Raw genomic sequence first — 25,391 nt, 5'->3', positions numbered from 1 at the left:
ATCCCCGATTTCAATCAATTTACTATTTCGTTATTAGGTAGAACCCTCTATTTTTTGTCCCTAGACTGAAGTTGAAAAATCAGTAATGCCACAACCGGATTGCAGTTGTCGTTGTCGCCATTACGTTTAACTGTCGTTATTCAAGGAGAAGATCATGGCTAAGAAATTGAAAGCACTGGCAGGGTCAGTGACCGACAACCAACTCACCTCCACCATCAAGGAGTCAACCCAGCAGATCTGGTTGGCGGGTCTGGGTGCCTATGCCAAAGCACAGGAAGAGGGTGGCAAGATCTTTGAAGCCCTGGTGCAAGAAGGGGAAGCGCTGCAGGCAAAAACCCGTCAGAGCGCAGATGAGAAGATTGCCGCTGTGACCGACAAGACCGCCAATACCTGGGGCCGTCTGGAGCAGGTGTTTGAAGATCGCGTGGCCCGCGCTGTGGCCAGCCTCGGCATTCCGACCCGCAAGGATATCGACAAGCTCTCCAAGCGCATGGCCGAGCTGACCGACGTGGTCCAGCAACTGCTGGATGCACAGGAAGAGGAGACCCCTGCCGCAGAAGCCAAACCGGCAGCGCCCAAAAAGGCCCCGGTCAAGAAAGCACCCGTAAAGAAAGCGCCGATCGCCAAAGCCAAGGAGGCCGTCGTCGAGCAGGCCGCCGATCTGCTCTCCGCCGCTGAAGATGCGGTGAAAGAGGTGAAGGCCAAAGCAGAAAGCATCCTGCCCTGATCCCTCGCGGTGACGGAAGGTGATTGATACCGGCCCATGCCCTTCGCTGGGCCGGTCTTGTCATGGAGAATGTCATGGATAGGGAGGCGACGCTATGAGTACCATCGCAATTGCCCTTGCTGGCGGCGGGCCGCTCGGCGGCATCTACGAGATCGGTGCCTGCGCTGCCCTCTCTGACAGCATCAGCGGCCTGCGCCTTGACCATGCCGATATCTATGTTGGTGTGAGCTCGGGGGCCGTGGTGGCGTCGGCATTGGCCAACGGTATCTCGCCGGCAAAGCTGGTGCGGATCCTGCTCAGCGATGATGCGGGGGAGATGTTTGACCCGGCCACCTTGCTGCGCCCCGCCTTTCGGGAATACGCCGACCGCCTGACCTCGATCCCGCCACTGGCGTGGCAGAGTCTGACCTACTATCTGGCGGCCCCCTGGAAGCGCAGCCTGTTTGAATCGCTGCAGGGGCTCTCCAAGGCCATTCCGACCGGACTGTTCGACAACCGCGGGGTGGATCGCACCCTGACCCAGTTTTTCTCTCGTCCCGGCCGCAGCAACGATTTTCGCCAGCTCCGCAGTCGACTGTTTGTGGTGGCCACCGAACTTGACACCGGCCATCCGGTCGCCTTCGGCAGCCCGGGGCTCGATGACGTGCCCATCTCGGCGGCAGTGCAGGCGTCGGCCGCCCTGCCCGGACTCTTTCCCCCCTCATTGATCAACGGTCGTTACTATGTGGACGGGGCGCTGATCAAGACCCTGCACGCCTCGGTAGCGCTTCAAGAGGGGGCGGATCTGGTGTTCTGCATCAATCCGCTGGTGCCCTATGATGCGGACATGGCCGCCGGCGCGCCGACCAATCTGGTGGATAGCGGTCTGCCGGTGGTGCTGGCCCAGACTTTTCGCGCCATCATCCACTCCCGCATGCATGTGGGGATGGATCGCTACAAACACCAATATCCTGACGCCGACGCCCTGCTGTTTGAGCCCTCTTCTGCCGATGGCGAGATGTTCTTCACCAATGTGTTCAGTTATCGGGATCGTCGTCGCCTTTGCGAGCACGCCTACCAGCATACCCGCCGCGATCTCTGGCAACGCCGTGACGAGCTGGCGCCGGTGCTGGCCAAGCATGGCCTTGAGCTCAATCTGGCGGCGCTGGCAGATGAACATCGCACCCTGCTGGCCCCTGGCAGTGGCTCGGTAGCCGCCCTCGACAAGTCGCTGGAACAGTTGCAGCACTGGCTTGCCAAACGCTATCGCCACGGCGTGCGCCGTTCACCCTCGAAGGAGTAGCATGGATCGCAAACCCAAACGCCGTACCCGGGAGCGGATCCTGACCACTGCCCTCGCCTGCTTCAATCGACAAGGGGAGCCCAGCGTCACCACCTCGGCCATTGCGGCCGAGATGGAGATAAGCCAAGGCAATCTCTACTACCACTTTCACAACAAGGAGGAGATCGTCAACGCCCTGTTCGGCGAATTCGAGCAGCAGATGGATCGCCTGCTGGAGGCGGTCACGACCCCATCCGATGAGGCGGAAGATATCTGGCTCTTCCTCCATCTGATGTTTGAGGCCATCTGGCAGTACCGTTTCCTCTACTACGATATCGCGACCCTGATGAGCGGTTATCATCAGGTGGAGCAGCGCTTTTCCGCCCTGCTGCGCCGCAAGGAACAGACCGCAGCCGCCATTTGCAGTCACCTGCAAACGGCCGGGCTGATGGAGGGCACGGCGCAACAGATGCGTACGCTGGCAGCCAATGTGGCGCTGGTGGGCACATTCTGGATCTCTTACCAGCGGGCACTGCACCCCAAGGCGGACGCTGATATCGCGCTCGGCGTCGTTCAGGTGATGCAGCTGGTCGCCCCCTATTTGCGGGCCGATGCTCGCGCTCATCTGGGCGCCCTCGCCCACCACTACACCGACAAGGTTTGATTCACATGCGACAGGGAGAACAAGCATGACCACTTCACAACTCGAATTTGTCCCTTTCCCCTACGCGGATGCGGCCTATGAATATGCCGGCCAGAAGCTGGCGGACAACTGGGATCGCCTCCATCAGGGGGATGCCGAACCCTGGCCCGAGGATGAACAGGTACAGGATGCCTGGCGGGCCTATCATGCCGGGGATTTTGCCCGGGCCGTCGCCCTTGGCGAAGCGGCCGGTGAGGCGGGCTTCAATGTGGCGAACAAGGCGCTGGTGATCCACGCCAGCTATCTGCTGGAGGACAAGTATGCCAAGCGCGCCGCCTTCGAGCGGGCGGCCAGCCATGCCGAGAAGCTGCAAAAGCGCCAGCCCGATAACGCCAACGCCTGGTATTTCCACGCTCTGGCACTCGGTCGCTACAGTCAGGTCATCTCCATCACCAAGGCGCTCTCGCAAGGGATTGGCGACAAGATCAAGGCAAGCCTTGAGAAGGCGCTGGAGCTTGAGCCCGACCACGCCGAAGCCCATATTGCCTTCGGTGCCTGGCACGCCGAGATCGTCGACAAGTTGGGGGCCATGATCGGCGGCCTCACCTATGGCGCCAAGAAGGAGGAGTCAGAGCGTCACTTCAAGGAGGCGCTGGCGCTGATCCCCGACTCGGCTATCGCCCGCATGGAGTACGCCAACGCTCAGGTGATGCTGCACGGCAAGAGCCGCCTGAAAGCGGCCGAAGCCCTCTATGCTGAAGCCGCCGGATGCGAACCTGTGGATGCCATGGAGCGTCTCGATGTGGAGGCGGCGCGCGAAGAGTTGGAGGATTAACCGCCACTCTTGCCACGGATAGACAGCAAAACAAGAGGCCAACCCGCAGGTTGGCCTCTTTGCTGATGGTTGTTGCTTGGTTGAACAACCTGTCGCCAGTCGATTCAGTGTCAATCAACCGAGCAGGGCATCCAGTCCATGGGGATCGAACTGCAGATCCGGCTCCATCAGCACCAGCAGCAACAGTTGTTCAAACTCCACCGCAAAACGCGCCACCACCCGATCCGGGTCCGGCACCAGCTTCTTGTCGGTGATAAGGCCCAGTTGCACCTTGTTATCGTAAGAGAGGATGGAGACGCCGACGCCGATATCCCCCGATTGCGGCACCCAGAACAGCGGCTGGCGCAGCCGTGCCCCCGCCATATAGAGAGTCTGCTGCGGGCCGGGGACATTGGTGATCACCGCACTGGCCTTGGCCGTGAGCAACTCGACGGCCTGCTGCTGCACCGCATTGGGGGCCATACCAAGGGCATGCAACAGATTGAGCACCACCACGGGTTGCAGCGAGGTGCGCAGCGCCTGCATCCGGTCACGCACGGTATAGAGCCGCTGCAACGGGTGTTCAACATCCAGCGGCAAGTCCAGTGCCACCAGCCCGAAGCGGTTGCCCAGCGCCCCCTCATCGTCCGGCGCACGCATATTGACCGGTACCAGGGAGCGGATCTTGACCTTGTTAGCGTCATCCCCCTTCTCTTGCAAGTAGTGGCGAAACGCCCCGGCGGTGGCGGCGATCAGTAGATCGTTGACCGAGCAGCCTAGCACCTTGCCCACTGCCTTGATATCCGGTAGATCAATTTGCTCCGACCAGGCCACCCGCTTGGTGCTGGTGGTTTTGCCCCGCAGGCGGCAGGGTGAGTCATCACTGAGGGTGGCGATATTGCACAGCTCGCTCGCTAGATCCCGTCCGGTCTTGAGGTAATCCACCGCCTTGGTGGGATGGGTGACCACCTCGACATATTTGGACCAGAGGCTACCGGTCAGCTTGAGACCGGCCCGCACCAAACGACTGCCCTGGTGGCACTCCTCCTCATCCTCGTCATCGCTGTCATCCAGTGGCTCCGGTGACGGCGGCCGTGGCGCCCCTTGCGGGGTGTTATCCATCATGGTCAGCATGGCACGCACCAGCGAGAAACCGTCGCCCATGGCGTGGTGAATGCGTACCACCAGCGCTTGCCCGCCCAACGAGGTGTCGGTCAGGTGCATATCCCACAGGGGACGCTGGTGGTTGAGCGGCGTCGAGGCGAGATCGGCCACCAGCTTCTCCAGCTCGAGCTTGCCCGCTTCGCCCGGCAGGATCACCCGCTTGAGGTGCTGATCGAGATCGAAATCGGGGTCATGGCGCCAGTAGTAGGATCCCCCTTCCAGCACGGCTCGCTGGTGGAAACGGGGTTGCACCGAAATGGTGTGGCGTAATCCGGCCCGCAACCGCGCCTCATCGAGCTCGCCTTCAAACATCAGGACGCCGATGATCTGCATCAGGTTGTTGGGTCTGTCCATGCGTAACCAGGCGGTATCGACGCAGGAGATAAATTCACTCAGTGGCATGGTTGTTTCCCTACAAAATGAATTTACCGAGGCAGCAAGTTGCTTATGCCCTCATATCAGGATGAAGACTTGATGCAATCAAGAGGACAATAACGAGTGCCGACTCGAAATATGAAATAAGGATGACAGTTCACTTGCAAAATAGAATCCAGACCTCGCCGTATAATTAAGTCGGCAAGCAAAATGGTTTGCCCACTTATTTCAAACAGCCATCGTTCGCCGCAGGGTTATTAAATGCCAGTGCGGCGAAAAGTTTCAAACACGTTTGGGACAAGGTAAGCGATTTTCTACATAATCTAGGATCTCCTGCTCCAGTACGCTGCGTACCGGCAACAGCATCAAGCCAAGATGCACTTCCAGTTCCAGGGTTTCATCGTCCAGGGTAAGGGTGCCATGTACCCCTGAGCCACGAAAGTGCAGTTCGGTCTCCTCTTCATCTGCCCATTCGCAATCGAGTTGATAGCTCTCGCTCATGTCCGCGGCGATGGCTTCGGCCGCGAGTCGGGCTGCGGCCAGTCCAAGCGGATGCTGACGGCTGATCTTAATGGTGGAGAGTGCGCTGCTGCCAGCGAGCGAGTCGTAGAAGAACATGGTCGTTACTCTGGGTCATATGATAGTTATTGATATTAAACATATGTTCACAACAAGTGAAAGGATGGTTCACATAAATGGGACTCACTTAACAGAGTAGAGAGGGATGCTGGTTGTCTACAGGGTCCGGCATTTCTTCCCTCCCCCGTGCGCGCTACACTTATGATGGAACGGTCAGCAAAAGCTGCTTGTTTTTCATTCACTTGTATCTTCCTATCACCCAATCCCCATCAAGGGGCCCTGAAGGCTAGAGAGCTGTAGATGACGCATCAAGAACGTGCCCACGACGACGATAGCACCCTGGAACGGCTATACCGCCAGCTCAAGCGGGTTGCAGCCTTGCGCGAGCAGATGCGTGCCCACCTGGAAGATCAGCAGGATCGGGATCGGCTACGCCAATGGCAGGCCGACAGGTTGGGGCGAACCCATCGAGATCTGCTGGAGAGCGATCGCTACGGTCCTGCCGCCGAGTTTTTCCTGAACGATCTCTATGGCCCCGGCGATTGTGCCCGCCGCGATGCAGATGTGATGCGGGTGATGCCGACCGCCGAGCGGCTGTTGCCGGAGTCCGGCCACAAGGTGCTGGCGCAGGCGATCGAGCTTGATGCCCTCTCCGAGGAGCTGGACTACCTGATGGTGGTGGCGCTGCGGCGAATTGATGGCATTGATCCCATCACGCCGGACCATTACACCATCGCCTATCGTGCCGTGGGTGAGCAGGCGCGCCGGGAACATCAGATTACTCTGGTGAGCGAGCTTGGCATGACGCTGGACAAGCTGGCGAGAAAGCCGCTGCTGGGGGCAACCCTCAAGCTGGTCTCAGGTCCGGCCCATCTGGCGGGGCTTGGTGAGCTCTTCTCCTTTGTCGAGCGGGGCTATCAGGTGTGCCATCAGATGGGACGCGCCAACGAGTTTCTCGAGACCATCGCCAGTCGCGAGACGGAGATCATGACGGCGCTCTTTAACGGCGACAGCAGTGTGCTGAGTTAACGCTCTGGTGAGGAATATTCTGCCAGAATAACAAAGCGGGCCGATGGGCCCGCTTTTTGTTGATCGCTGTTTGTCGATATGTAGCCCAATACAAGACCAGTCAGATCACCAGCAGATCCATAAAGGCGTGTACCGGGGTGGCGGCAAGCCGTGACCCATCCTGACAGAGGGCGAGGATGTCGCTGACCCGTTTGGCCGGGAAGCGGGTGGCCAGATTGTGCTGGAATTTCTCCACCAGCAGCGGGATCCCCTCCTCCCGACGGCGACGATGGCCGACCGGGTACTCCACCTCCACCTTGGCGGTGTAAGTGCCGTCCTTGAAGAAGATCTGGATGGCGTTGGCAATGGATCGCTTGTCCGCCTCCAGATATTCGCGGCTGTAGCGTTTGTCCTCTTGCACTACCATCTTGTCGCGAAGCCCGTCGATGCGGGGATCGGCGGCCACGTCATCCTCGTAATCCTCGGCGACAAGGCGACCGAAGATCAGCGGCACCGCCACCATGTATTGCAGGCAGTGGTCCCGATCGGCCGGGTTGTTGAGGGCGCCGACCTTGCTGATGATGCGAATGGCTGATTCATGGGTGGTGAGTTCAATGCGGTCGATCTCCTCCAGCCGACCCTTCACCTGACCGTGCAGCTTCATGGCGCACTCTACCGCAGTCTGGGCATGGAACTCGGCGGGATAGGAGATCTTGAACAGCACGTTTTCCATCACATAGCTGCCGTAGCCCTGATGCAGGGCAAACTGGTTGCCCTTGAACAGCACGTCGTAGAAGCCCCACTTGGGGGCGCTCAGTACGCCGGGATAGCCCATCTCGCCGCTCATGGTGATAAGGGCGAGGCGCACTGCGCGGGAGGTGGCATCCCCCGCCGCCCAACTCTTGCGCGAACCCGCATTGGGGGCATGGCGGTAGGTCCGCAGGCTCTGGCCATCGACCCAGGCTTGGGAGACCGCATCGATCACCTGATCACGAGTGCCACCCAGCATGTGAGTCACCACGGCGGTGCTGGCGACCTTGACCAGCACCACGTGATCGAGACCGACGCGGTTGAAGGAGTTCTCCAGTGCCAGCACCCCCTGGATCTCGTGGGCTTTGACCATGGCCACCAGCACATCAGCCATGGTGAGTGGCGCTTTGCCCTCTGCCACGCGAGTTCGGGAGAGCCAGTCGGCGGTGGCGAGAATACCGCCCAGATTGTCGGATGGATGGCCCCACTCGGCGGCCAGCCAGGTGTCGTTGTAATCGAGCCAGCGGATGATGGCGCCGATATCCCAGGCCGCCTTGACCGGATCGAGGCAGAGCTGGGTACCGGGCACCCGGGCACCATGGGGCACGAGGGTGCCGGGTACGATGGGGCCAAGGTGTTTGGTACACTCGGGGAAGCGCAGGGCCAAGAGGCCACAGCCAAGGGTGTCCATCAGGCAGTAGCGGGCGGTGTCGAGAGCCGCAGAGCTGGTAATGGGGTGGTTGCAGACATAATCGGCAATATCGACCAGCACCTGATCGGGCTCGGGTCTGTGGTTGACGTCGACGTTGGCGGACATCGTGATTTCCTTATCGTTGTTGTAGAGAGACAAAGTGACGGGGCGCCGGGCCGACATAATCGGCACTCGGACGGATGATCCGGTTGTGCTCGCGCTGCTCCATCACGTGGGCACACCAGCCGGTGATCCGCGAGCAGACGAAGATGGGGGTGAACAGCTGGGTCGGGATCCCCATGTAGTGATAGGCGCTGGCGTGGAAGAAGTCGGCGTTGGGAAAGAGCTCTTTCTCCTCCCACATCACCTTCTCCGCCTCGCAGGAGACGCGATAGAGACGATCATCCCCCACCGCCTCGGCAAGTTTGGCCGACCACTCCTTGATGATAACGTTGCGCGGATCCGAGGTGCGGTAGATGGCGTGGCCAAAGCCCATGATCTTCTCCTTGGCCGCCAGTTTCGCCAGCAGTTCGCGCCTTGCCTGCGCCTCATCTTGCCAGGGCTCGATCATCGCCATGGCCGCTTCGTTGGCGCCGCCATGGAGCGGGCCGCGCAGGGTACCGATGGCGGCGGTGATGCAGGAGAACATGTCGGAAAGGGTCGAGGCGCAGACCCGCGCCGCAAAGGTGGAGGCGTTGAACTCATGCTCGGCGTAGAGGATGAGGGAGACGTGCATCACCCGTCGCTCCAGCTCGCTCGGTGCTTTCTGGTGCAGCAGCGCCAGAAAGTGGCCACCGATACACTCCTCGTCGGTATCGAGGGCGATGCGAACTCCCTCGTGACTGAACTTGTACCAGTAGATCAGAATGCCCGGAAAGGCGGCCAGCAGCCGATCCGCCACTTCATGCTCATGCTCGAAACCATCTTCCGGCTCCAGATCGCCGAGCATGGAGCAGCCGGTGCGCAGTACATCCATGGGATGGGCATCGGTAGGAATGCGTTCCAGCACCTCCAGCAGCGTCTGGGGCAAGGTGCGTAGGCGACGCAGTTCGCGCTTGTAGGCGTCAAGCTGCTGCTCACTGGGCAACTCCCCCTTGAGCAGCAGATAGGCGACCTCCTCGAACTGGGCGCTGTCGGCCAGCTCCTTGATGTCATAGCCGCGATAGGTAAGACCGGTGCCGCTCTTGCCCACGGTGCAGATGCTGGTCTCCCCTGCACTCTGCCCACGCAGACCTGCCCCGCCCAACGGTTTTTGCTGTCCCATAAGCTGCCTCCTATTCCTTGGCTGTAAACAGACGATCCAGTGTCTGCTCGTAGTGGTGATATCCGAGGAAGTCGTAGAGCGACTCCCGGGTCTGCATGGTCTCCACGACAGCTCGCTGATGGCCATCCTGGCGAATATGTTGATAGACGTTGAGGGCTGCCTGATTGGCGGCGCGGTTGGCACTCAAGGGGTAGAGCACCATATCGACCCCGTGGACGGCGAGCTGCTCCTTGTCAAACAGTTCGGTTTTGCCAAATTCGGTCATGTTGGCGAGGATCGGCACTTTGGCCGCCTGCCTGAACTGGTCGTACTGGTCCAGCTCGGTCACCGCCTCGGCGAAGATCATGTCGGCACCGGCAGCCACATAGGCGGCTGTGCGTTCAAGAGCCGACTCCATCCCCTCCACCGCCAGCGCATCGGTGCGAGCCATGATGACGAACTCGCTATTCTCGCGGGCATCCACCGCTGCCTTGATGCGATCGCACATCTCCTCCAGCGACACCACCGCCTTGTTGGGACGGTGGCCGCAGCGCTTCTGGGCCACCTGATCTTCCATATGGACGGCGGCAACCCCGGCTCGCTCGAACGCGCGAATGGTGCGGGCGATATTGAATGCCCCACCCCAGCCGGTGTCGATATCGACCAGCAGCGGCACACGGGTTGCCGCGGTGATCCGCTCGGCATCGATCAGCACGTCGTTGAGGGAGGTCATGCCGAGATCCGGCAAGCCGAAGGAGGCATTGGCTACTCCGGCGCCGGAGAGATAGATGGCTTGAAAACCGCTGCGTTCGGCCATCAGCGCCATATAGGCATTGATGGTACCGACAATCTGCAGGGGACGTTCATTAGCAAGGGCGGTGCGAAAGCGCAGGCCTGCCGAGGGGGACAAACTGGACATCATGACTCCTTTCACCTGTCTAGTCTGGCTATCTAATATCACGTTTACGTTAACGTCAATCATACTTTCGTAACATTCCGGCCGCAGGCAAGACAGGAAACCGGTTTTAGGGTAAATTTCACCAATTCCTTCAACAGGTTGAATTGTATGATGGAGCCCAGTTCCGTGATTGTCTGTCCGGCGTGCGACTTGCTGATCCAGCGCAAAGCACTGCCGCTGCGTCGCCATGCCCACTGCCCACGTTGTCATCAGCATCTCTATGGCCGCTATGCCTTTCGTCCCTCCCAGCTGATGGCCTTGACCATCACAGGTTTTCTGTTGCTGCCCTCCGCGTTTTTTGAGCCGCTGATCTATCTGCGGCTGGCGGGGGTCAACTCGGATGCCAACTTGCTGCACGGGATTTTCGTGCTGTTTAGTGAGGGGGAGCTCTGGGTTGCCTCCTTGGTGCTCTGGTGCGCCGTGCTGGCGCCGATAGGGTTATTGGCGGGGATCTTTGCGCTGGCCTCGGGTCTGGCCAAACGCTGGCACATTCTTGCCTCCACCTTGAAGCTGGTCGAGGTGTTTCGCCATTGGGCCATGCTGGAGGTCTATATCGTCAGCCTGCTGGTTGCCCTGTTCAAATTGATCGATATCGCCGACGTGCACCTCGGTGGCGGCTTGCTTAGCCTCGGCATTCTGATGTTGCTCAACATGACCCTGCTGATCCTGTTTGACCCCGCCCCCTACTGGGCGCGGATCCCGTTAAAGGAGCCGGAACATGACCAGCGCCCGTGAGATGGGGCTCTGCCGTTGTCATACCTGCGGTCTGCTGGTGCGCTATCAAGCCGGTTCGGTCTGCCCCCGGTGCAGCAGCAAGCTGCAGGTGCGTATTCCTCGCTCCCTTGCTTGGTCGTGGGGCCTGCTGGCGCTCGCAACCTTCATGTTGCTGCCAGCCAACTTGCTGCCCATTACCCACTTCTACAACAAGGGGTTGCTGCAGTCAGATACCATCTTCAGCGGTATCATGATGCTCTATCGCAGCAAAATGGGCGGGATTGCCACTATCGTCCTCACCGCCAGCATACTGGTGCCGGTGGGCAAAATATTGGGGCTGAGCTGGATCTGCTGGCAGTTGCAGCGGGCCAAACCGGTGCGGCGCAAGCGCCAGCTGGTGATGTATCGGGTGATCGATTTTATCGGTCGCTGGTCGATGCTGGACTTGTTCGTGATTTCGCTAATGGTGGCGCTGGTCGATCGGGGTGTCTTGCTGAGTGTCCGCGCAGGCCCGGGGGCCACCGCCTTTGCCGGGGTGGTGGTGCTGACCATGATGTCGGCCCGTATGCTCGATACCCGTTTACTGTGGGACAAGGCGGCTCGTTGATTATTTCCCTGTTTTTGTTTGATGTGCTGTTTAATCCAGCCAATAAGGAGTCGGTATGATCGGGGCTGAACCCGTCATTGAAAAGCGTCGCTGGTTATCGCCGGTCTGGCTGTTACCCCTGATAGCCCTGCTGCTGGCAGGTGGCTTTCTCTATCAACAGGTATTGAGCCGTGGCCAGCTTATCCAGATCAATTTCGCTCAAGGCAACGGCATCTTGCCGGGTAAAACTCAGGTTCGTTATCAGGGGGTGGCCATCGGCGTGGTACAGGAGCTAGAGCTGGCTGAAGATGGCCGCAAGATTGCGGTACTGGCCAAGATTGACAGCCGTGCCAGACCGCTGATCCGCAAGGGATCCGACTTCTGGCTGGTCAGCCCCAAGGCGTCGCTCACCGAGATCTCCGGCCTCGATACCCTGGTCTCCGGCAATTACATCAACCTGCAACCGGGGCGTGAAAGCAATCCGCTGGAGGAGACCTTCGATGCACTGGAGGGCCCGCCCCCCGGCTATCAGGCGCAGGGTCGCATGCTGCACCTGACCGCCGATTCGCTGGGTTCGGTGGGGATTGGCGCCAAGCTCTATTTCCGCGGCATCGAGGTGGGTAGCGTGATCAATACCCGCCTTGGCCAGGACAACCAGAACGTCATTCTGGATCTGGTGATCGAGCCGCGTTTCGAACATCTGGTCAAAGCCGATACCCGCTTCTGGAACATCAGCGGCATCAAGGGCTCCTTCAGTCTGGCCGGGGTGAGCGTGGAGGCTGGCAGCCTCACTTCCATCCTGAGCGGCGGCATTGCCTTTGACTCACCAAAAGATTCACCGGAGCCGGAGAAGGGACAGACTTTCGTCCTCTATAAAGGGCTGGCAGAAGCGGCGCGCGGTGCACGTATCGACATTGCGGCTGGCGATCTTCCGGTTAAAGAGGGGATGCCCATCCTCTATGAAGGGATCGAGATAGGTCGAGTCGACCCCATTCAACTCACCGACCAAGGCCGCGTGGTCACGGCGCTGATCAATCCGGAGCAGGCTTATCGCATTACCGACAAGAGTCAACTGGTGTGGGAGAGCGTCTCCCTCTCCGCGACCGGCGTGCAGCATGCAGATCGCCTGCTCTCCGGCCCTGCCATTCGCCTCGACTATGTGGCGGGCAAACCGGTACAGAAGATGACTCTGACCGATCGCGCGCCCCAGAATGGCACCAAGGTGATGCTGCAGGCTGACGATCTGGCCGGGCTCAATCAGGATGCACCGGTCTGGTACAAGGGATTACAGGTGGGCCGCATCAGCCTGCTCACCCTGGATGCGCGCGGCAATGCCAGCGTTGAGCTGGTGATGGCGCCGAACTATGGCCATCTGCTCAACCGTGCCCGCTTCTATCGCGCCGCACCGCTGCAGATCGATGCCGACCTGAGCGGCATCAAGGTAGAAACCAGTCCGGCCAGTGCCTGGTTGGGTGGCGGGATCAAACTGGTGCAAGCCAGCAGTGGCGAGCGGATTAACCGTCTCTACCCGAGTCAGGAGCTGGCACTGCTAGGTACCCGTGATGCCAAACCCCAGCGCTGGTTGCTCAAGGCAGAACAAGCCGATGGCATCGGCATTGGCTCGCCTGTGCTCTATCTGGGATTGGAAGCGGGCAAGGTCAAACAGCTGCGCGCCGCCAAAGAGGGGGTCGAGATCGAACTCGAGATTGATGGGGTCTATGCTCCCCTCCTCGCCCAACAACCCCAGTTCTGGAAAAAACCGGCCATCGACACCAAGGTGCGAGTCGATGGAGTGCAGGTCAAGGTGGGTAACCTCGGTACCCTGCTGCGCGGCGCCATCGAGTTCGATCGGTTGGCCAATGGCCGCAGCAGTCATCAACTGTTCGACTCCAAGGAGCAGGCCAAGGCCAAGGTCCGCCAGCTGTCACTGGTGGCAGAGAGCAATCCGGGGCTCGGGATTGGCAGCCCGATCCGCTATCGCGGTGTCGATATCGGCAAAATTGAAGAGATCGAGCTGGAACCGTCACTGGGTCAGGTGATCTTCAAGGCGGAACTCGATGGCTACTACGCCGAGCGTTTCCTGCAATCCGGTGCCCGCTTTACCCTGGTGCAAGCCAAGCTGGGACTCGGCGGTGTTGCGCACCTTGACACCCTGATCAAGGGAGCGTTTGTGGAGGCGCTCCCCGGCAAGGGGGCAGGAAAAGATCGCTTCCCTTTAAGCCAGGTCGACCCAGTGGGTCTGGCCCTGACCCTCAAGAGCCCTTCTGTCAATGGCCTGAGCGTCGGCAGCCCGCTGCTGTTTCGCAAGATGGTGGTGGGCAGCGTTACCAAGGTGGCGCTGGCTCGGGATGGCAGCGAGGTGGTGATCGACGTCAACGTGGATCAGGAGTATGCCCATCTGGTGCGGGCCAACTCGCGCTTCTGGAATGTTTCCGGGGTCAAGGCGGATATCGGCCTGACCGGTGGCACCATCGAAGTGGAGACGGTGCAGAGCCTTCTGGCTGGCGGCATCGCCTTCAATACCCCGGAGAAAGAGATGGGGCCAACCGTCAAGGCGGGCCACAGCTATCCACTTTACGGCAAAGCCGAGAAAGAGTGGCAGGAGTGGAGCCCGCGCATCCAGCCCTGACCCCTTCCCCTCGTGCATCTGCTCCAAGCCCGGCCTCGCGCCGGGCTTTTTTATATTCCGGAGCCTGTTGAATGTGTTCAGATTCAGAATATTCCTAGCCTTGTGGTAGGATATCGCCCCTCTTTTCGGTCAACGAGACGGCACAGTGCACGACAACACCTTCCTTCCCGATTACTTTTTACGCCACATTGCGGCCATCATGCCGACCCATCTCTCGATGGATGAGTTTGTGGCCAGTTGTCGACGTCCCCTGCGCCGCAGCATTCGGGTCAATACCTTGAAGATCGCCGTCTCCGACTTCCTCGCGCTGATGGAGCCACTGGGCTGGCAGCTCGACCCGGTGCCTTGGTGTGACACCGGCTTCTGGTTGACCCGTAGCGATGAAACCGTCCCACTTGGCAACACCGCCGAGCATTTGAGCGGGCTCTTCTACATTCAGGAAGCGAGCTCCATGCTGCCGGTGACAGCACTCTTTGCCAGCGACAAGATCAAAGCGGACGGCATGTTGCTGGATGCGGCGGCAGCCCCCGGATCCAAGACCACCCAGATCGCTGCCTTGATGAACAATCAGGGGATGCTGGTTGCCAACGAGTTTTCCAGCAGCCGGTTGAAAGTGCTGAGCGCCAATATTCAGCGCTGCGGTGTGACCAATGTGGGCATGACCCATTTTGATGCCAAGGTGTTTGGCCAGTGGTTGCCGGAGACCTTCGACGCCATCCTGCTCGATGCCCCCTGCTCCGGCGAAGGGACGGTGCGCAAGGATGAAGATGCCTTGCGCAACTGGAGCATCGAGAGCATCGACGAGATTGCGGCGGTGCAACAAGGGTTGCTGGAGAGCGCCTTCCATGCCTTGAAACCGGGTGGCGTACTGGTCTACTCCACCTGTACCTTGAGTGAGCAGGAGAACCAGGCGGTCTGCCAATCCCTGCTGGACAAGTTTGGCGATGCCTTGAGTTTTGATTCGTTGGCAGACCTGTTCCCCCATGCTGAGCTGGCCTGTACATCCGAAGGATACCTGCACGTTTGGCCCCAGATCTTCGACAGTGAAGGCTTTTTCGTCGCCAGATTGCGCAAGCATCACTCCGTACCCAACACCATGTTCAAGCCTGGCAAGCTGGGTAAATTCCCTTTTGCGCCGCTTCCAACCAAAGAGGCTGAACCCATGTTGCGCGAGATTGAAGCCAACTTCGGAGTGGCACCGCTGGGTCAACTGTTTGGCCGCAATGACGAGATCTGGCTCTTCCCCCAGCTGTTTGAGCGGGTGCAGGGCAAGTTGCGTTTCGATCGCATTGGTATCAAGTTGGCCGAAACCTTCAAGAAAGGCTATCGCCTTACCCATGAGTGGGCGCTGGCCTACGGCGATAAAGCGAGCAAGGGCGTGGTCGAACTGGATAGCGCTAACGCACGGGAATTTATGATGGGGCGGGACGTCTGGCCAGAGCAGGATGCTGGCGCTGGCGAGGTGATCGTCCGCTATCAGGGGCATACCCTGGGAATGGGGAAATGGGTTGGCAGCCGGGTCAAGAATGCCCTCCCCCGCGAGCTGGTGCGTGATAACAATCTGTTCAATACATAGTGGGTTGTTCGGTGCATTAGCACTTGAACGAGTCTGAAATACCCACACTCTGGTTGAACTTTTCTGCGGATCTTGAAAAGCCTTGAGCATTGTCTAAGCTTAAGGCTATCCGAACACCAGTTAGCGCACGGCTCTGCAAGGAGCCAATTCCCCTATGCCAGGTACAAGGAATTAGTACCTGGCTTTTTTTTTTATCTCTTCACGTATCGTTGTTACTTCACGCTAGGCTCTATTCAACAGCCTCTTCGACCTGCGTGGCCACTCTGTTTTCAAAAAGGGGTTCCCTGCCCAACTCATGTTGATAGAGCAAGTCGATCGCCTGCTCGATGAGTGATGCCTGACTGTCTTCGAGATGGATACCCAGAGCGGCCAGTCGCTCGGCGTGGCGATTGCTGATCCAGCATTGCAGTCGGGTATGGGTCTCCTGTTTGCGTTTTACATGCTGGCGCTGCCGCTCGGCATTGTTTTGGGGGGCCGCCTCTTGCTCTTCACGCACTGTCATTTCTTGGCTCATATATCCTTGCGATGTTACATTTTTAGATTTGTTATCTCTTACTGCATACCCTTATTCATTGGAAGATGCCCTTCCACCTTGGGCTGTTGGCTGCACGGCAAATATATCATCAGATCAACAAGATATCATTTAACATAAAAAATTAAGTAACGCAGTCATGTTAAAGCAAGCCGTCGAGAGCATGATCGGAGAATTTATGGGCGTCATCGAAGTACTCTTGCAGGGTCCGCATATCCTTGTGGCGAGTGACTTCAATGATCTTGTTCATCGGCTTGCCGGCAGTCACCGCCGAGGTGATAAATCCGCGACGCAGGCTGTGGCCACTGACGTAGAGATCGTCGATGGCTTGACCAGTTCGCCGCTTGATCATCAGGTTAATGCCCTGGGGACCGAGTGGTTCGGCCATCAGTTGCCCCCAGCGGTTCATGCGCCGAAACAGCGGCCCCTCGCTGATCCGGCTTTTGCACAGCCAGTTTTGCAGTGCAGACACTGGACAGTGGTGCTTGCCCGGGATCAGGGCTATCTCGGTTTCATGCAGCTGATGTTTGCTCGGTTTGAGGCGAAGACGGATCCCCTGCCCCACAAAATCGAGATCGCTTACCTCAATTCGGGCCGCTTCCGAGCGGCGCAAGGCGCCACTGAACATCAGCAGTAGCAGGGTGTGATCGCGCAAACCGGCCAGATCACGGGTGTCAATGCCACCCAGCACCTGGGCCAATGGCTGTAGCGTCAGGGCACCGGTTTTGCGCTTGCGGTTATCCCCCAACCTGACAATACCGCGCATCATCTCCTTGATTTCGGGATGTTCGGTGGGCATGGGGTGAATCCCTTTCTGCTTGAAGGCATAGCGGATCCCCGCCAGACGTCTCACCAGGGTTGCCGGTTTTCGAGGTTCACCGTTACGTAGATCTCCCTTCCCCTCCTCTTTATCCAGCCATACCCAGTCGGCCAATACGCCGTCAGCCTGATCAGCGAGAAAATTCATGATGTCGTGATGGGTCGTTTGCAGCGGATCCAGCCCGTGTAATTGGCACCAAAAGACAAAAATACGGGTATCCGCCTGATAAGCATTGAGGGTGGAATCCGCTTTTGCGCTGCGTAAAAAGCGTCGTGCCCGACTATTTAGCTGCGCATCGAAAACAGTCTGCAGTGACTGATGAGCCGTATTGGATAAGGATGGATATGCCACGGAACACTATGATTCATATGAAGTTTGAGAGGATCTTACAGGATCCTTCATACACATCAACTATCGATAATGAATATTATCGATACTTATAGCATGGTGTTTTAATACTCTTTGGCCACGGTGAACAAACGAAACATAGGAGTATTATTCGACCCTGTTTTGTATGGATGAACGAGTTAAATTTGTTGGGTGCGTGAGAGATAACGTGGCGCGATGTTGATATTCAGGTGGGTAATCAGTTTAGTCTTTGAAATATAAAAAGCCCCGAACAACGGGGCTTCTGTGTTATTTTTTCGCCAGTTTGAACAGTTCAAAGAAATTCCGGCTGGTCGCTGCTGCCAATTCGCTAAGCGGGATCTGGCGCAGGTCGGCAATAAACTGGGCAACATCACGCACAAAGGCAGGTTCATTCTCCCTCCCCCGATGCGGAACGGGAGCAAGATAGGGCGAGTCGGTCTCGACCAGCAATCTGTCGAGGGGCAGAGCCTTGACCACGGCTTGCAGTGCAGACGCATTTTTGAAGGTGGCGATCCCAGAGATGGAGATATAGAAGCCCATCGCCATCGCAGCTTGCGCCATCTCGAGAGACTCGGTGAAGCAGTGCAGTACACCGCCAACCTGATCCGCACCCTCTTCACGCATGATATGCAAGGTATCTTGCTGGGCATCGCGAGTGTGGATGATCAGCGGTTTGTTAAGCGCGCGGGCAACCCGGATATGTTCGCGGAAAGAGGCTTGCTGCACCTCTTTGTTCTCGGGGGAGTAGAAGTAGTCGAGACCGGTCTCGCCGATGGCGATCACTCTCTCATCTGCCGCCTGGGTCAGCAACAAGGCTGCATCAACCCCGGGTTCCTGATTGAGCGGGTGTACCCCGCAAGAGGCAAACACCTGGGGATACGGGGCGATCGCCTCGAGCATGGTCGGGAACTGTGCCTGAGTCACACTGACACAGAGAAAATATCCCACGTCCAGTTTCGCGGCCTTGGCCAGTACATCAGCCATGCTGGCCTGCTTGCTGCCATAGCTGAGGCGATCGAGATGACAGTGGGAATCAACGAGTAACATATAAAACCTTTCTGCTTGTCGGTACTTATAACCAGCGACTGAGCCAGTTCATCAAATGGATGGTGGGATTGGAGAGCTGCCCCGGCTGGCAAGCGGCCTTGAGGGCAACCAACTGCTGCTCGGCTTCGAGCAGTTTTTCGCTGGAGTACTGCTCCGCCAGCCGCTGACTCAAAATAGCCAGATCCGGCATCGCCAACTGATGGTGACCACATCCGGCCTGGGTTTTCAGGGCATCGCACAAGAAGAGCTGCAACCAGTGCAACCTGACCTGCGTCTCCTGACCCAGCTGGCTGCACAGAGCCGTCGCCTTGACCGGACTTTGACTCAGGGCGACAAACTGTTCCAGCAGTTCGCGGCGAGTACCGTCCTGTTGCTGCTCAATATAGTCGAGTACCCGCAGCGGGGCGCCCTGACAGATCCGCACCTGAGCCAGGGTGGCCTGATGACCCTGCTCGGCCAACCAACGTACCGTCTCTCCTTCCGCAGGCAACTGACAGACATGTTTGTGACAACGACTGAGAATGGTGGGAAGCAGCCGGGAAACCTGGGAGGCAATCAGCAACAGCAAGCTGTCGCCGGCCGGCTCTTCCAGGGTTTTCAGCAGGGCATTTGCCGCCGATTCGGTCATCCGCTCTGCATCAGGAATGATCACTACCTTGCCGCGGCCGAGCTGGGCAGAGCCCTGCAGCCGGGTGCAGATCTCGCGAATAGCTTCCACCCCAATGGTCTTGCTGTCGCGAGCGATGGTGCCGAGATCCGGGTGGTTACCCTTGTCAAACAGCTGGCAGGAGTGGCAATGACCGCAGTGTTCTCCGCGATCGGGGTGCTGGCAAAGGTGCAAACGCGCCAACCGCTCGGCCAGTTGCTCCTTGCCAAGACCGGGATCGCCGAGCAACAACCAGGCGTGACCGAGACGACCGGACTGGGCAGTCTGGCTCAGGGCATGCCAGTCGGGGATCAGCCAGGGATACATAGCGGCTCGTTCGACAGATAGTGATCCAATGCACACTCGATGGCCATTTTGACCTGATCCGGCGTTTGCGCCGCATCGATCACCACAATGGAATCATCCTTGGCGGCCAGTTCGAGATAACGCGCTCGGGTACGCTCGAAGAAGCTCAGTTGCTCCAGTTCGATGCGATCCAGCTCGCCGCGATGGCGAGCGCGCTGCAAGCCAAGGGCGGGATCGATATCGAGATAAAGGGTGAGATCCGGCTTGAAGTTGCCGAGTACCGCCTGCTTGATGGCTCCGATGAGCTGGGCATCGATACCGCGACCACCGCCCTGATAGGCCTGGGAGGAGAGATCGTGGCGATCCCCCACCACCCAGACACCATCGGCCAGCGCGGGCTTGATGCGAGTCTCCACCAGTTGTACCCGAGAGGCATACATCAGCAGCAGTTCGGCTTCTATGGTGAGGCGCTCATCGTGCACCTCTTTGACGATGGCCCGCATCCGCTCGGCAAGCGGCGTACCACCCGGCTCGCGGGTGCACTCAATCCGGTCGATGCTGTGACGCTTTAGATAATCGGTCACATAACGCACGGCCGAACTCTTCCCTGCCCCTTCCAATCCTTCGATCACAATAAATTTAGACATTAGGGTTTCTTCAATATGTATTCGCGAACCGCCCGATTGTGTTCATCGAGGGTCTTGGAGAAATAGTGGGCTCCGCCCCCCTTAGCGACAAAGTAGAGATAGTCGGTCGATTTGGGGTTGAGCGCAGCTTCGATGGAGGCCTTGCCCGGCATGGCGATAGGCGTGGGCGGCAGACCGTCAATCACATAGGTGTTGTAGGGGTTCTTGTCGGTCAGATCGCTGCGGCGAATGTTGCCATCGTAGCGATCCTTCACCCCGTAAATGACGGTGGGATCAGTCTGCAACTTCATGCCCAGACGCAGACGATTGACAAACACCGATGCGATCTGTGCCCGCTCGTCCGGCTGGCCGGTCTCCTTCTCGATGATGGAGGCCATGATCAGCGCCTCATAGGGCGTTTTGTAAGGCAAGTTGGCCTGACGTTTCTCCCAACTCTGCTGCAGGAAGGTCTCCATATCCTGATGGGCGCGGCGCAAGATCGAAAGATCGCTGGCATGGGTGGTATAGGCATAGGTTTCGGGCAGGAACCACCCCTCCAGCTTGCCATTCTCGATGCCGAGCTCCTGTGCCAAGTCGGCTTCGGATTGCTCGACGGTCAACCGCTCAAGATATGGGGCGCTGGCGAGTTGTTTCTGCCAATCCTCGAAACGGGAGCCTTCGACGAAGGTGAGGCTAAAGTGAAACTCCTTGCCCGATGCGAACAGGGAGAGGGTCTCCTTGAGGGGGGCCCCTTCCTTGATTTCGTAGGTGCCCGATTTAATGGCCACCAGTTCGGGATGGCCGCGCAGCCAGAGTCGCACCGCCCACGGGCTGGTTTCACCCTCCCCCAGTTCGGTGATCAGGCGCGCCGCATGGGCACCTTTCTCCACCGTAAAGAGGCGAGTTGGCCCCTTGTTGGTGAGCGTCTCCACCTGTTGCCATTTGTAATGTACATAGCCCCCAGCGACGGCCACAGTCAGTGCCGCCCCCGCGAGCAGGGTGTAAAGCCGATTAAACTTCAATGACCAAACGCTCCTGTAAACGGCGACTCAATACCGCTGCGGGATAGTGGATATCCTCGATGCCATTGACCGGCACCACCCCCATCAGGGTATTGGTGAGCCACACCTCTTCCGCCTGCCATAGTGACTCCAGCGGAGCCTCTACCACACGCAACTCAATACTCATCTGTTTCAGCATCGCCATCACCTGGCGGCGCATGATGCCATCAACACCACCGCGGGCGAGATCTGGCGTAAACACCGTCTTGCCCCGACGCCAAAACAGATTGGCACTGACCCCTTCAATCAGAAAACCACGGCTGTTAAGCACTACTCCTTCGACTGCATCGCGGCTGACAAGTTCGCTTTTCAGCAACACTTGCTCCAGACGATTCAATGTTTTAAGCCCAGCCAGCATGGGGGCATCACCGATCCGCTGGCGGCACACCACCATCTCGATCCCCTCCTGTTGCCACTGGCCATAGTGAGTGGGAAATGGCGCCAGAGTGACAATCCGGGTTGTGTGCTGACATCCGCTGCCATCATAGCCCCGCCCCCCCTGGCCGCGGGTCAGGATCACCTTGGCCACGCATTGTGGCTGGTTGGCCACCATCTCTTCAACCTCTTGGGTCAAGAGGTGCCAGTCCAGTTCAGCCAATCCAAGCCGCTTGTTGGCCTGCTGCAGCCGTGCCAGGTGGGCAGGCCACTGCAACACGTGACCATCCCTGACCGCCATGGTGGTGAAATGACCGTCTCCATAGGCCAGCCCTCGATCATGGGCCGAGATGGTATCAAGCTTCATGCCATTGATAAGCAAAGGGATCCCTCCGATAAAAAAGGCCCGATACCGGCAGTATCGGGCCTGTGTCTTTGCCCTGCGGCAAATTATACGCGTTTGAAGATCAGTGAGCCATTGGTGCCGCCAAAACCAAACGAGTTGGAAAGGGCATACTCGAAGCTGCCTGGCTTGGCCACATGGGGCACCAGATCCAGATCGCACTCTTCATCCGGGTTGTCCAGGTTGATGGTGGGCGGAGCCACCTGATCGCGCAGAGCCAACACTGTGATGATCGCCTCGATGGCACCGGCTGCCCCCAGCAGGTGACCGGTCATGGACTTGGTGGAGCTGATCATCAGGGATTTGGCGTGCTCGCCAAACACCGACTTCATGCCACGCAGTTCAGCCACGTCACCCAGCGGGGTGGAGGTGCCGTGGGCGTTGATGTAACCAATCTGCTCGGGGGCAATGCCGGCATCCTTGATGGCATTTTTCATGGCGCGAGCGCCACCGTTGCCATCAGCAGGAGGCGCAGTCATGTGGTAGGCATCGCCGCTCATGCCAAAACCGACCAGCTCGGCGTAGATCTTGGCGCCACGGGCCTTGGCATGTTCGTACTCTTCCAGTACCAGTACACCGGCACCGTCACCCAGCACAAAACCGTCGCGATCCTTATCCCACGGACGGCTCGCTTTTTGCGGCTCGTCGTTGCGGTTGGAGAGTGCCTTGGCTGCTGCGAAGCCACCCATCCCCATCGCGGTGGAGGCTTTTTCAGTGCCGCCGGCCACCATTACGTCCGCATCACCGTAAGCGATCATCCGACCCGCCATACCGATGGCATGGGTACCTGTGGTACAAGCGGTGGTCACGGCAATGTTCGGCCCTTGCAGACCTTTCATGATGGAGAGATGACCGGACACCATATTAATGATGGTTGAGGGTACGAAGAAGGGGCTGATCTTGCGCGGGCCGCCGTTAACGAGGCTATCGTGGTTCTGTTCAATCAGACCCAGACCGCCGATACCGGAGCCAATCGCCACGCCGACACGCTCGGCATTCTCTTCATTGATGGTCAGGCCGGAATCATCCAGCGCCTGCATACCGGCCGCGATGCCGTATTGAATGAAGAGGTCCATCTTGCGAGCATCTTTACGGTTGATACCATATTGCTCGGGATCGAAATCCTTGACCAGACCTGCGAAGCGGGTTGCAAACTCGCTGGCATCAAAGTGTTCGATAAGGGAAATGCCGCTCTGCCCGTTGAGCAGTGCTTGCCAGCTGGATTCGGCAGTGTTACCCACCGGGGAAAGCATCCCCAAGCCGGTCACCACGACTCTGCGTTTTGACACTGAGGTAGTCTCCGAGAGGTGTTTTGAAAGGGAACAAATACAAAAGAAGCGGCCCTTGGGCCGCTTCTTTCAGAACAGGAACTTATTCCTGATTAGCGGTGATGTAGTCGATAGCCGCTTGAACAGTGGTGATCTTCTCGGCTTCTTCATCAGGAATTTCGGTATCGAATTCTTCTTCCAGCGCCATTACCAGTTCAACGGTATCCAAAGAGTCAGCGCCCAGGTCGTCGACGAAGGAGGCAGCGTTCTTAACGTCTTCCTCTTTAACACCCAGTTGTTCGATGATGATTTTCTTTACGCGTTCTTCGATGTTGCTCATGACCTGAATTTTCCTTTAAAAATACGCTATTTGCGTCTGGTTTGGGTAGTTTATTCAATTGACGTGAGTTTGCAAGTAGCTTGCCGCTGGTCAAACCACGAAATGTGCCAAACTTCGGCGTACTATCGCAAATTTGAACAGATCTCACGACAAATTGATTACACCATGTACATCCCGCCATTAACATGCAGGGTTTCGCCGGTGATATAGGCTGCGTCATCAGAAGCCAAGAATACCACAGCTGCGGCAATTTCTTTTGGATCACCCAAACGGGCGGCAGGCACCTGACTCATGATGCCAGCACGTTGATCGTCATTCAGGGCACGGGTCATGTCGGTTTCGATGAAACCGGGGGCAACCGCGTTCACTGTGATACCACGGGATGCCACTTCCCGCGCCAACGATTTGGTAAAACCAACCAGACCCGCCTTGGCGGCAGCATAGTTGACCTGACCCGCATTGCCCATGGTGCCTACCACGGAACCAATGCTGATGATGCGACCGTGACGTTTCTTCATCATGGCACGCAACACCGGTTTGCTCAGACGGTAGAGCGAGGTCAGATTGGTATCGATGATCTCGTTCCACTCGTCATCTTTCATCCGCATCAACAGGTTGTCACGGGTTATCCCTGCGTTGTTGATCAGGATGTCGATGTCGCCAAAGCGCGCCTTGATGGCGGCGAAGACGGCTTCGATGGATTCCTGGCTGGTCACGTTCAGCGCCATGCCGCAACCATGGTCGCCCAGATAGGCGCTGATCGCCTCGGCACCGCTTTCGCTGGTCGCCGTGCCAACCACTTTCGCGCCACGGGCCGCAAATGTTTCGGCAATCGCACGGCCGATGCCACGACTGGCACCGGTCACCAACACAACCTTATCGGTAAAGCTCATCACTTGCTCCTGTTTACTTGATCTGGGCCAGCGCCTGCTCAAAAGAGGCGGCATCGTTGGCGTGAATACCTTCCACGCGCTTGTCGATGCGCTTGGCGAGCCCGGTCAACACTTTGCCCGGTCCCATCTCGATCTCGAGGGTTACGCCCTCATTGGCCATCCGCTCGACAGTCTCGGTCCAACGAACCGGGCTGAACAGCTGACGTACCAGCGCTTGCTTGATGGCGGCCGGATCCTGTTCACAGGATACGTCGACATTATTGATGACCGCGATGGTTGGAACCTTGATCTCGATCCCGTCCAGCGCAGCTGCCAGTTTTTCTGCGGCAGGTTTCATCAGGGCGCAGTGGGACGGTACGGAGACCGGCAGCGGCAGTGCACGCTTGGCGCCCGACTCTTTCATCAGCACGTTGGCACGCTCAACGGCCTCTTTGTGACCAGCGATAACCACCTGGCCCGGGGAGTTGAAGTTGACCGGAGAGACCACCTGCCCTTCTGCCGCTTTTTCGCAGTTGGCAGCGATGGATTCATTGTCCAGACCGATGATCGCTGCCATGGCGCCAGTGCCTTCCGGTACCGCTTCCTGCATGGCCAGACCACGCAGCTCAACCAGTTTGACCGCATCGGCAAAATCGAGGGCACCGCTGCATACCAGCGCTGAGTACTCACCCAGGCTGTGGCCCGCCATCACGGCTGGCGTTGCCCCACCCTGCTGCTGCCACAGACGCCACAGGGCGACAGAGGCCGTCAGCAGCGCCGGCTGGGTGCGCCAGGTTTTGTTCAGATCTTCAACCGGACCATCCATCACCAGGGCAAACAGGTCATAACCCAGCACCTGGCTCGCCTCGGCGAAGGTCTCCGTGATCACGGCATGTTGTTCGGCCAGCTCGGCCAGCATGCCAACAGACTGGGAACCTTGTCCCGGGAAGGCAATGGCAAATTGGGTCATCATTGATTCCTTTTAGATAAGACAAAAATGAAATCGGT

At 58.3% G+C, this 25,391-nt stretch carries 25 protein-coding genes; 9 read left to right on the top strand and 16 right to left on the bottom strand.

Going from position 1 to position 25,391, the window contains the following annotated elements:
- Positions 1–154: 154 nt before the first annotated feature.
- From NMD14_09620 to NMD14_09605, 4 genes are all read left to right on the top strand, one after another.
- Complete coding sequence (locus NMD14_09620) at positions 155–727, top strand: phasin family protein (GenBank protein ID XEI34612.1); 573 nt, start codon at positions 155–157, stop codon at positions 725–727.
- Between the two features lie 94 nt (positions 728–821).
- Entirely contained in the window at positions 822–2,009 is a 1,188-nt protein-coding gene (locus tag NMD14_09615; GenBank protein ID XEI34611.1) for a patatin-like phospholipase family protein, read from the top strand.
- 1 nt (position 2,010) lies between these two features.
- Positions 2,011–2,652, top strand: a complete 642-nt coding sequence (locus tag NMD14_09610; GenBank protein ID XEI34610.1) for a TetR/AcrR family transcriptional regulator — start codon at positions 2,011–2,013, stop codon at positions 2,650–2,652.
- 25 nt (positions 2,653–2,677) lie between these two features.
- The gene (locus tag NMD14_09605) at positions 2,678–3,466 is read left to right on the top strand and encodes a hypothetical protein (GenBank protein XEI34609.1); all 789 of its coding nucleotides are present in this window, start codon (positions 2,678–2,680) and stop codon (positions 3,464–3,466) included.
- 114 nt (positions 3,467–3,580) lie between these two features.
- Here NMD14_09605 and NMD14_09600 read toward each other — a convergent pair whose 3' ends face one another.
- Positions 3,581–5,011, bottom strand: coding sequence for a wax ester/triacylglycerol synthase family O-acyltransferase (locus NMD14_09600; protein XEI34608.1), 1,431 nt, complete (start codon positions 5,009–5,011; stop codon positions 3,581–3,583).
- 255 nt (positions 5,012–5,266) lie between these two features.
- Entirely contained in the window at positions 5,267–5,602 is a 336-nt protein-coding gene (locus tag NMD14_09595) for a polyhydroxyalkanoic acid system family protein (protein XEI34607.1), read from the bottom strand.
- A 261-nt stretch (positions 5,603–5,863) separates the two neighbouring features.
- Here NMD14_09595 and NMD14_09590 point away from each other — a divergent pair, with 261 nt between their 5' ends.
- A complete protein-coding gene (locus tag NMD14_09590) occupies positions 5,864–6,592 on the top strand; it encodes a hypothetical protein (protein ID XEI34606.1) in 729 nt (242 codons plus the stop codon).
- A 100-nt stretch (positions 6,593–6,692) separates the two neighbouring features.
- On the opposite strand, the gene NMD14_09585 is transcribed toward NMD14_09590, so the two are convergent.
- Genes NMD14_09585 through prpB form a run of 3 tightly spaced genes read right to left on the bottom strand, consistent with a single transcriptional unit; the run spans position 6,693 to position 10,174 of the window.
- Entirely contained in the window at positions 6,693–8,138 is a 1,446-nt protein-coding gene (locus NMD14_09585; protein ID XEI34605.1) for a bifunctional 2-methylcitrate dehydratase/aconitate hydratase, read from the bottom strand.
- A gap of 10 nt (positions 8,139–8,148) precedes the next feature.
- Complete coding sequence (gene prpC / locus NMD14_09580) at positions 8,149–9,276, bottom strand: 2-methylcitrate synthase (GenBank protein XEI34604.1); 1,128 nt, start codon at positions 9,274–9,276, stop codon at positions 8,149–8,151.
- Between the two features lie 10 nt (positions 9,277–9,286).
- Positions 9,287–10,174 (bottom strand): methylisocitrate lyase, encoded by an 888-nt coding sequence (prpB, locus tag NMD14_09575; GenBank protein ID XEI34603.1) that lies wholly within the window; start codon positions 10,172–10,174, stop codon positions 9,287–9,289.
- A 147-nt stretch (positions 10,175–10,321) separates the two neighbouring features.
- Here prpB and NMD14_09570 point away from each other — a divergent pair, with 147 nt between their 5' ends.
- The 4 genes from NMD14_09570 (at position 10,322) to rsmF (ending at position 15,718) form a co-directional block, all read left to right on the top strand.
- A complete protein-coding gene (locus NMD14_09570; protein ID XEI34602.1) occupies positions 10,322–10,948 on the top strand; it encodes a paraquat-inducible protein A in 627 nt (208 codons plus the stop codon).
- Positions 10,932–11,534: a paraquat-inducible protein A gene (locus NMD14_09565; GenBank protein ID XEI34601.1), complete on the top strand. Its 603-nt coding sequence runs from the start codon at positions 10,932–10,934 to the stop codon at positions 11,532–11,534. The genes NMD14_09570 and NMD14_09565 overlap by 17 nt, the downstream gene beginning before the upstream one ends.
- Before the next feature lie 55 nt (positions 11,535–11,589).
- Entirely contained in the window at positions 11,590–14,142 is a 2,553-nt protein-coding gene (locus NMD14_09560; protein XEI34600.1) for an MlaD family protein, read from the top strand.
- 145 nt (positions 14,143–14,287) lie between these two features.
- Positions 14,288–15,718, top strand: a complete 1,431-nt coding sequence (gene rsmF / locus NMD14_09555; GenBank protein ID XEI34599.1) for a 16S rRNA (cytosine(1407)-C(5))-methyltransferase RsmF — start codon at positions 14,288–14,290, stop codon at positions 15,716–15,718.
- A gap of 229 nt (positions 15,719–15,947) precedes the next feature.
- Here the strand turns inward: rsmF and NMD14_09550 are convergent, their stop codons facing one another.
- From NMD14_09550 to fabD, 11 genes are all read right to left on the bottom strand, one after another.
- A complete protein-coding gene (locus NMD14_09550) occupies positions 15,948–16,232 on the bottom strand; it encodes a hypothetical protein (GenBank protein ID XEI34598.1) in 285 nt (94 codons plus the stop codon).
- Between the two features lie 160 nt (positions 16,233–16,392).
- Complete coding sequence (locus NMD14_09545) at positions 16,393–17,382, bottom strand: tyrosine-type recombinase/integrase (protein ID XEI34745.1); 990 nt, start codon at positions 17,380–17,382, stop codon at positions 16,393–16,395.
- A 324-nt stretch (positions 17,383–17,706) separates the two neighbouring features.
- A complete protein-coding gene (locus tag NMD14_09540; GenBank protein XEI34597.1) occupies positions 17,707–18,486 on the bottom strand; it encodes a YchF/TatD family DNA exonuclease in 780 nt (259 codons plus the stop codon).
- A gap of 25 nt (positions 18,487–18,511) precedes the next feature.
- The gene (gene holB, locus NMD14_09535; GenBank protein ID XEI34596.1) at positions 18,512–19,459 is read right to left on the bottom strand and encodes a DNA polymerase III subunit delta'; all 948 of its coding nucleotides are present in this window, start codon (positions 19,457–19,459) and stop codon (positions 18,512–18,514) included.
- The gene (gene tmk / locus NMD14_09530; GenBank protein ID XEI34595.1) at positions 19,444–20,085 is read right to left on the bottom strand and encodes a dTMP kinase; all 642 of its coding nucleotides are present in this window, start codon (positions 20,083–20,085) and stop codon (positions 19,444–19,446) included. Before tmk ends, holB begins: the two co-directional genes overlap by 16 nt.
- Positions 20,085–21,086 (bottom strand): endolytic transglycosylase MltG, encoded by a 1,002-nt coding sequence (gene mltG / locus NMD14_09525; protein XEI34594.1) that lies wholly within the window; start codon positions 21,084–21,086, stop codon positions 20,085–20,087. The genes tmk and mltG overlap by 1 nt, the downstream gene beginning before the upstream one ends.
- The gene (pabC, locus tag NMD14_09520; GenBank protein ID XEI34593.1) at positions 21,076–21,882 is read right to left on the bottom strand and encodes an aminodeoxychorismate lyase; all 807 of its coding nucleotides are present in this window, start codon (positions 21,880–21,882) and stop codon (positions 21,076–21,078) included. Before pabC ends, mltG begins: the two co-directional genes overlap by 11 nt.
- Positions 21,883–21,950: 68 nt before the next feature.
- Positions 21,951–23,192: a beta-ketoacyl-ACP synthase II gene (fabF, locus tag NMD14_09515; GenBank protein XEI34592.1), complete on the bottom strand. Its 1,242-nt coding sequence runs from the start codon at positions 23,190–23,192 to the stop codon at positions 21,951–21,953.
- A gap of 82 nt (positions 23,193–23,274) precedes the next feature.
- A complete protein-coding gene (gene acpP / locus NMD14_09510) occupies positions 23,275–23,511 on the bottom strand; it encodes an acyl carrier protein (protein ID XEI34591.1) in 237 nt (78 codons plus the stop codon).
- Between the two features lie 158 nt (positions 23,512–23,669).
- Positions 23,670–24,404 carry a 3-oxoacyl-ACP reductase FabG gene (gene fabG / locus NMD14_09505; GenBank protein ID XEI34590.1) on the bottom strand — a complete coding sequence of 245 codons (735 nt, stop codon included), beginning with the start codon at positions 24,402–24,404 and terminating at the stop codon, positions 23,670–23,672.
- Positions 24,405–24,417: 13 nt separating this feature from the next.
- Positions 24,418–25,353, bottom strand: coding sequence for an ACP S-malonyltransferase (fabD, locus tag NMD14_09500; GenBank protein ID XEI34589.1), 936 nt, complete (start codon positions 25,351–25,353; stop codon positions 24,418–24,420).
- Between the last annotated feature and the right edge of the window lie 38 nt (positions 25,354–25,391).

This window comes from Aeromonas veronii (assembly GCA_041319085.1).
Taxonomy (GTDB): domain Bacteria; phylum Pseudomonadota; class Gammaproteobacteria; order Enterobacterales; family Aeromonadaceae; genus Aeromonas; species Aeromonas veronii_F.
The sequence above is the reverse complement of the archived record's forward strand: the minus strand, read 5'-3'. Positions and strand labels throughout refer to the sequence as shown.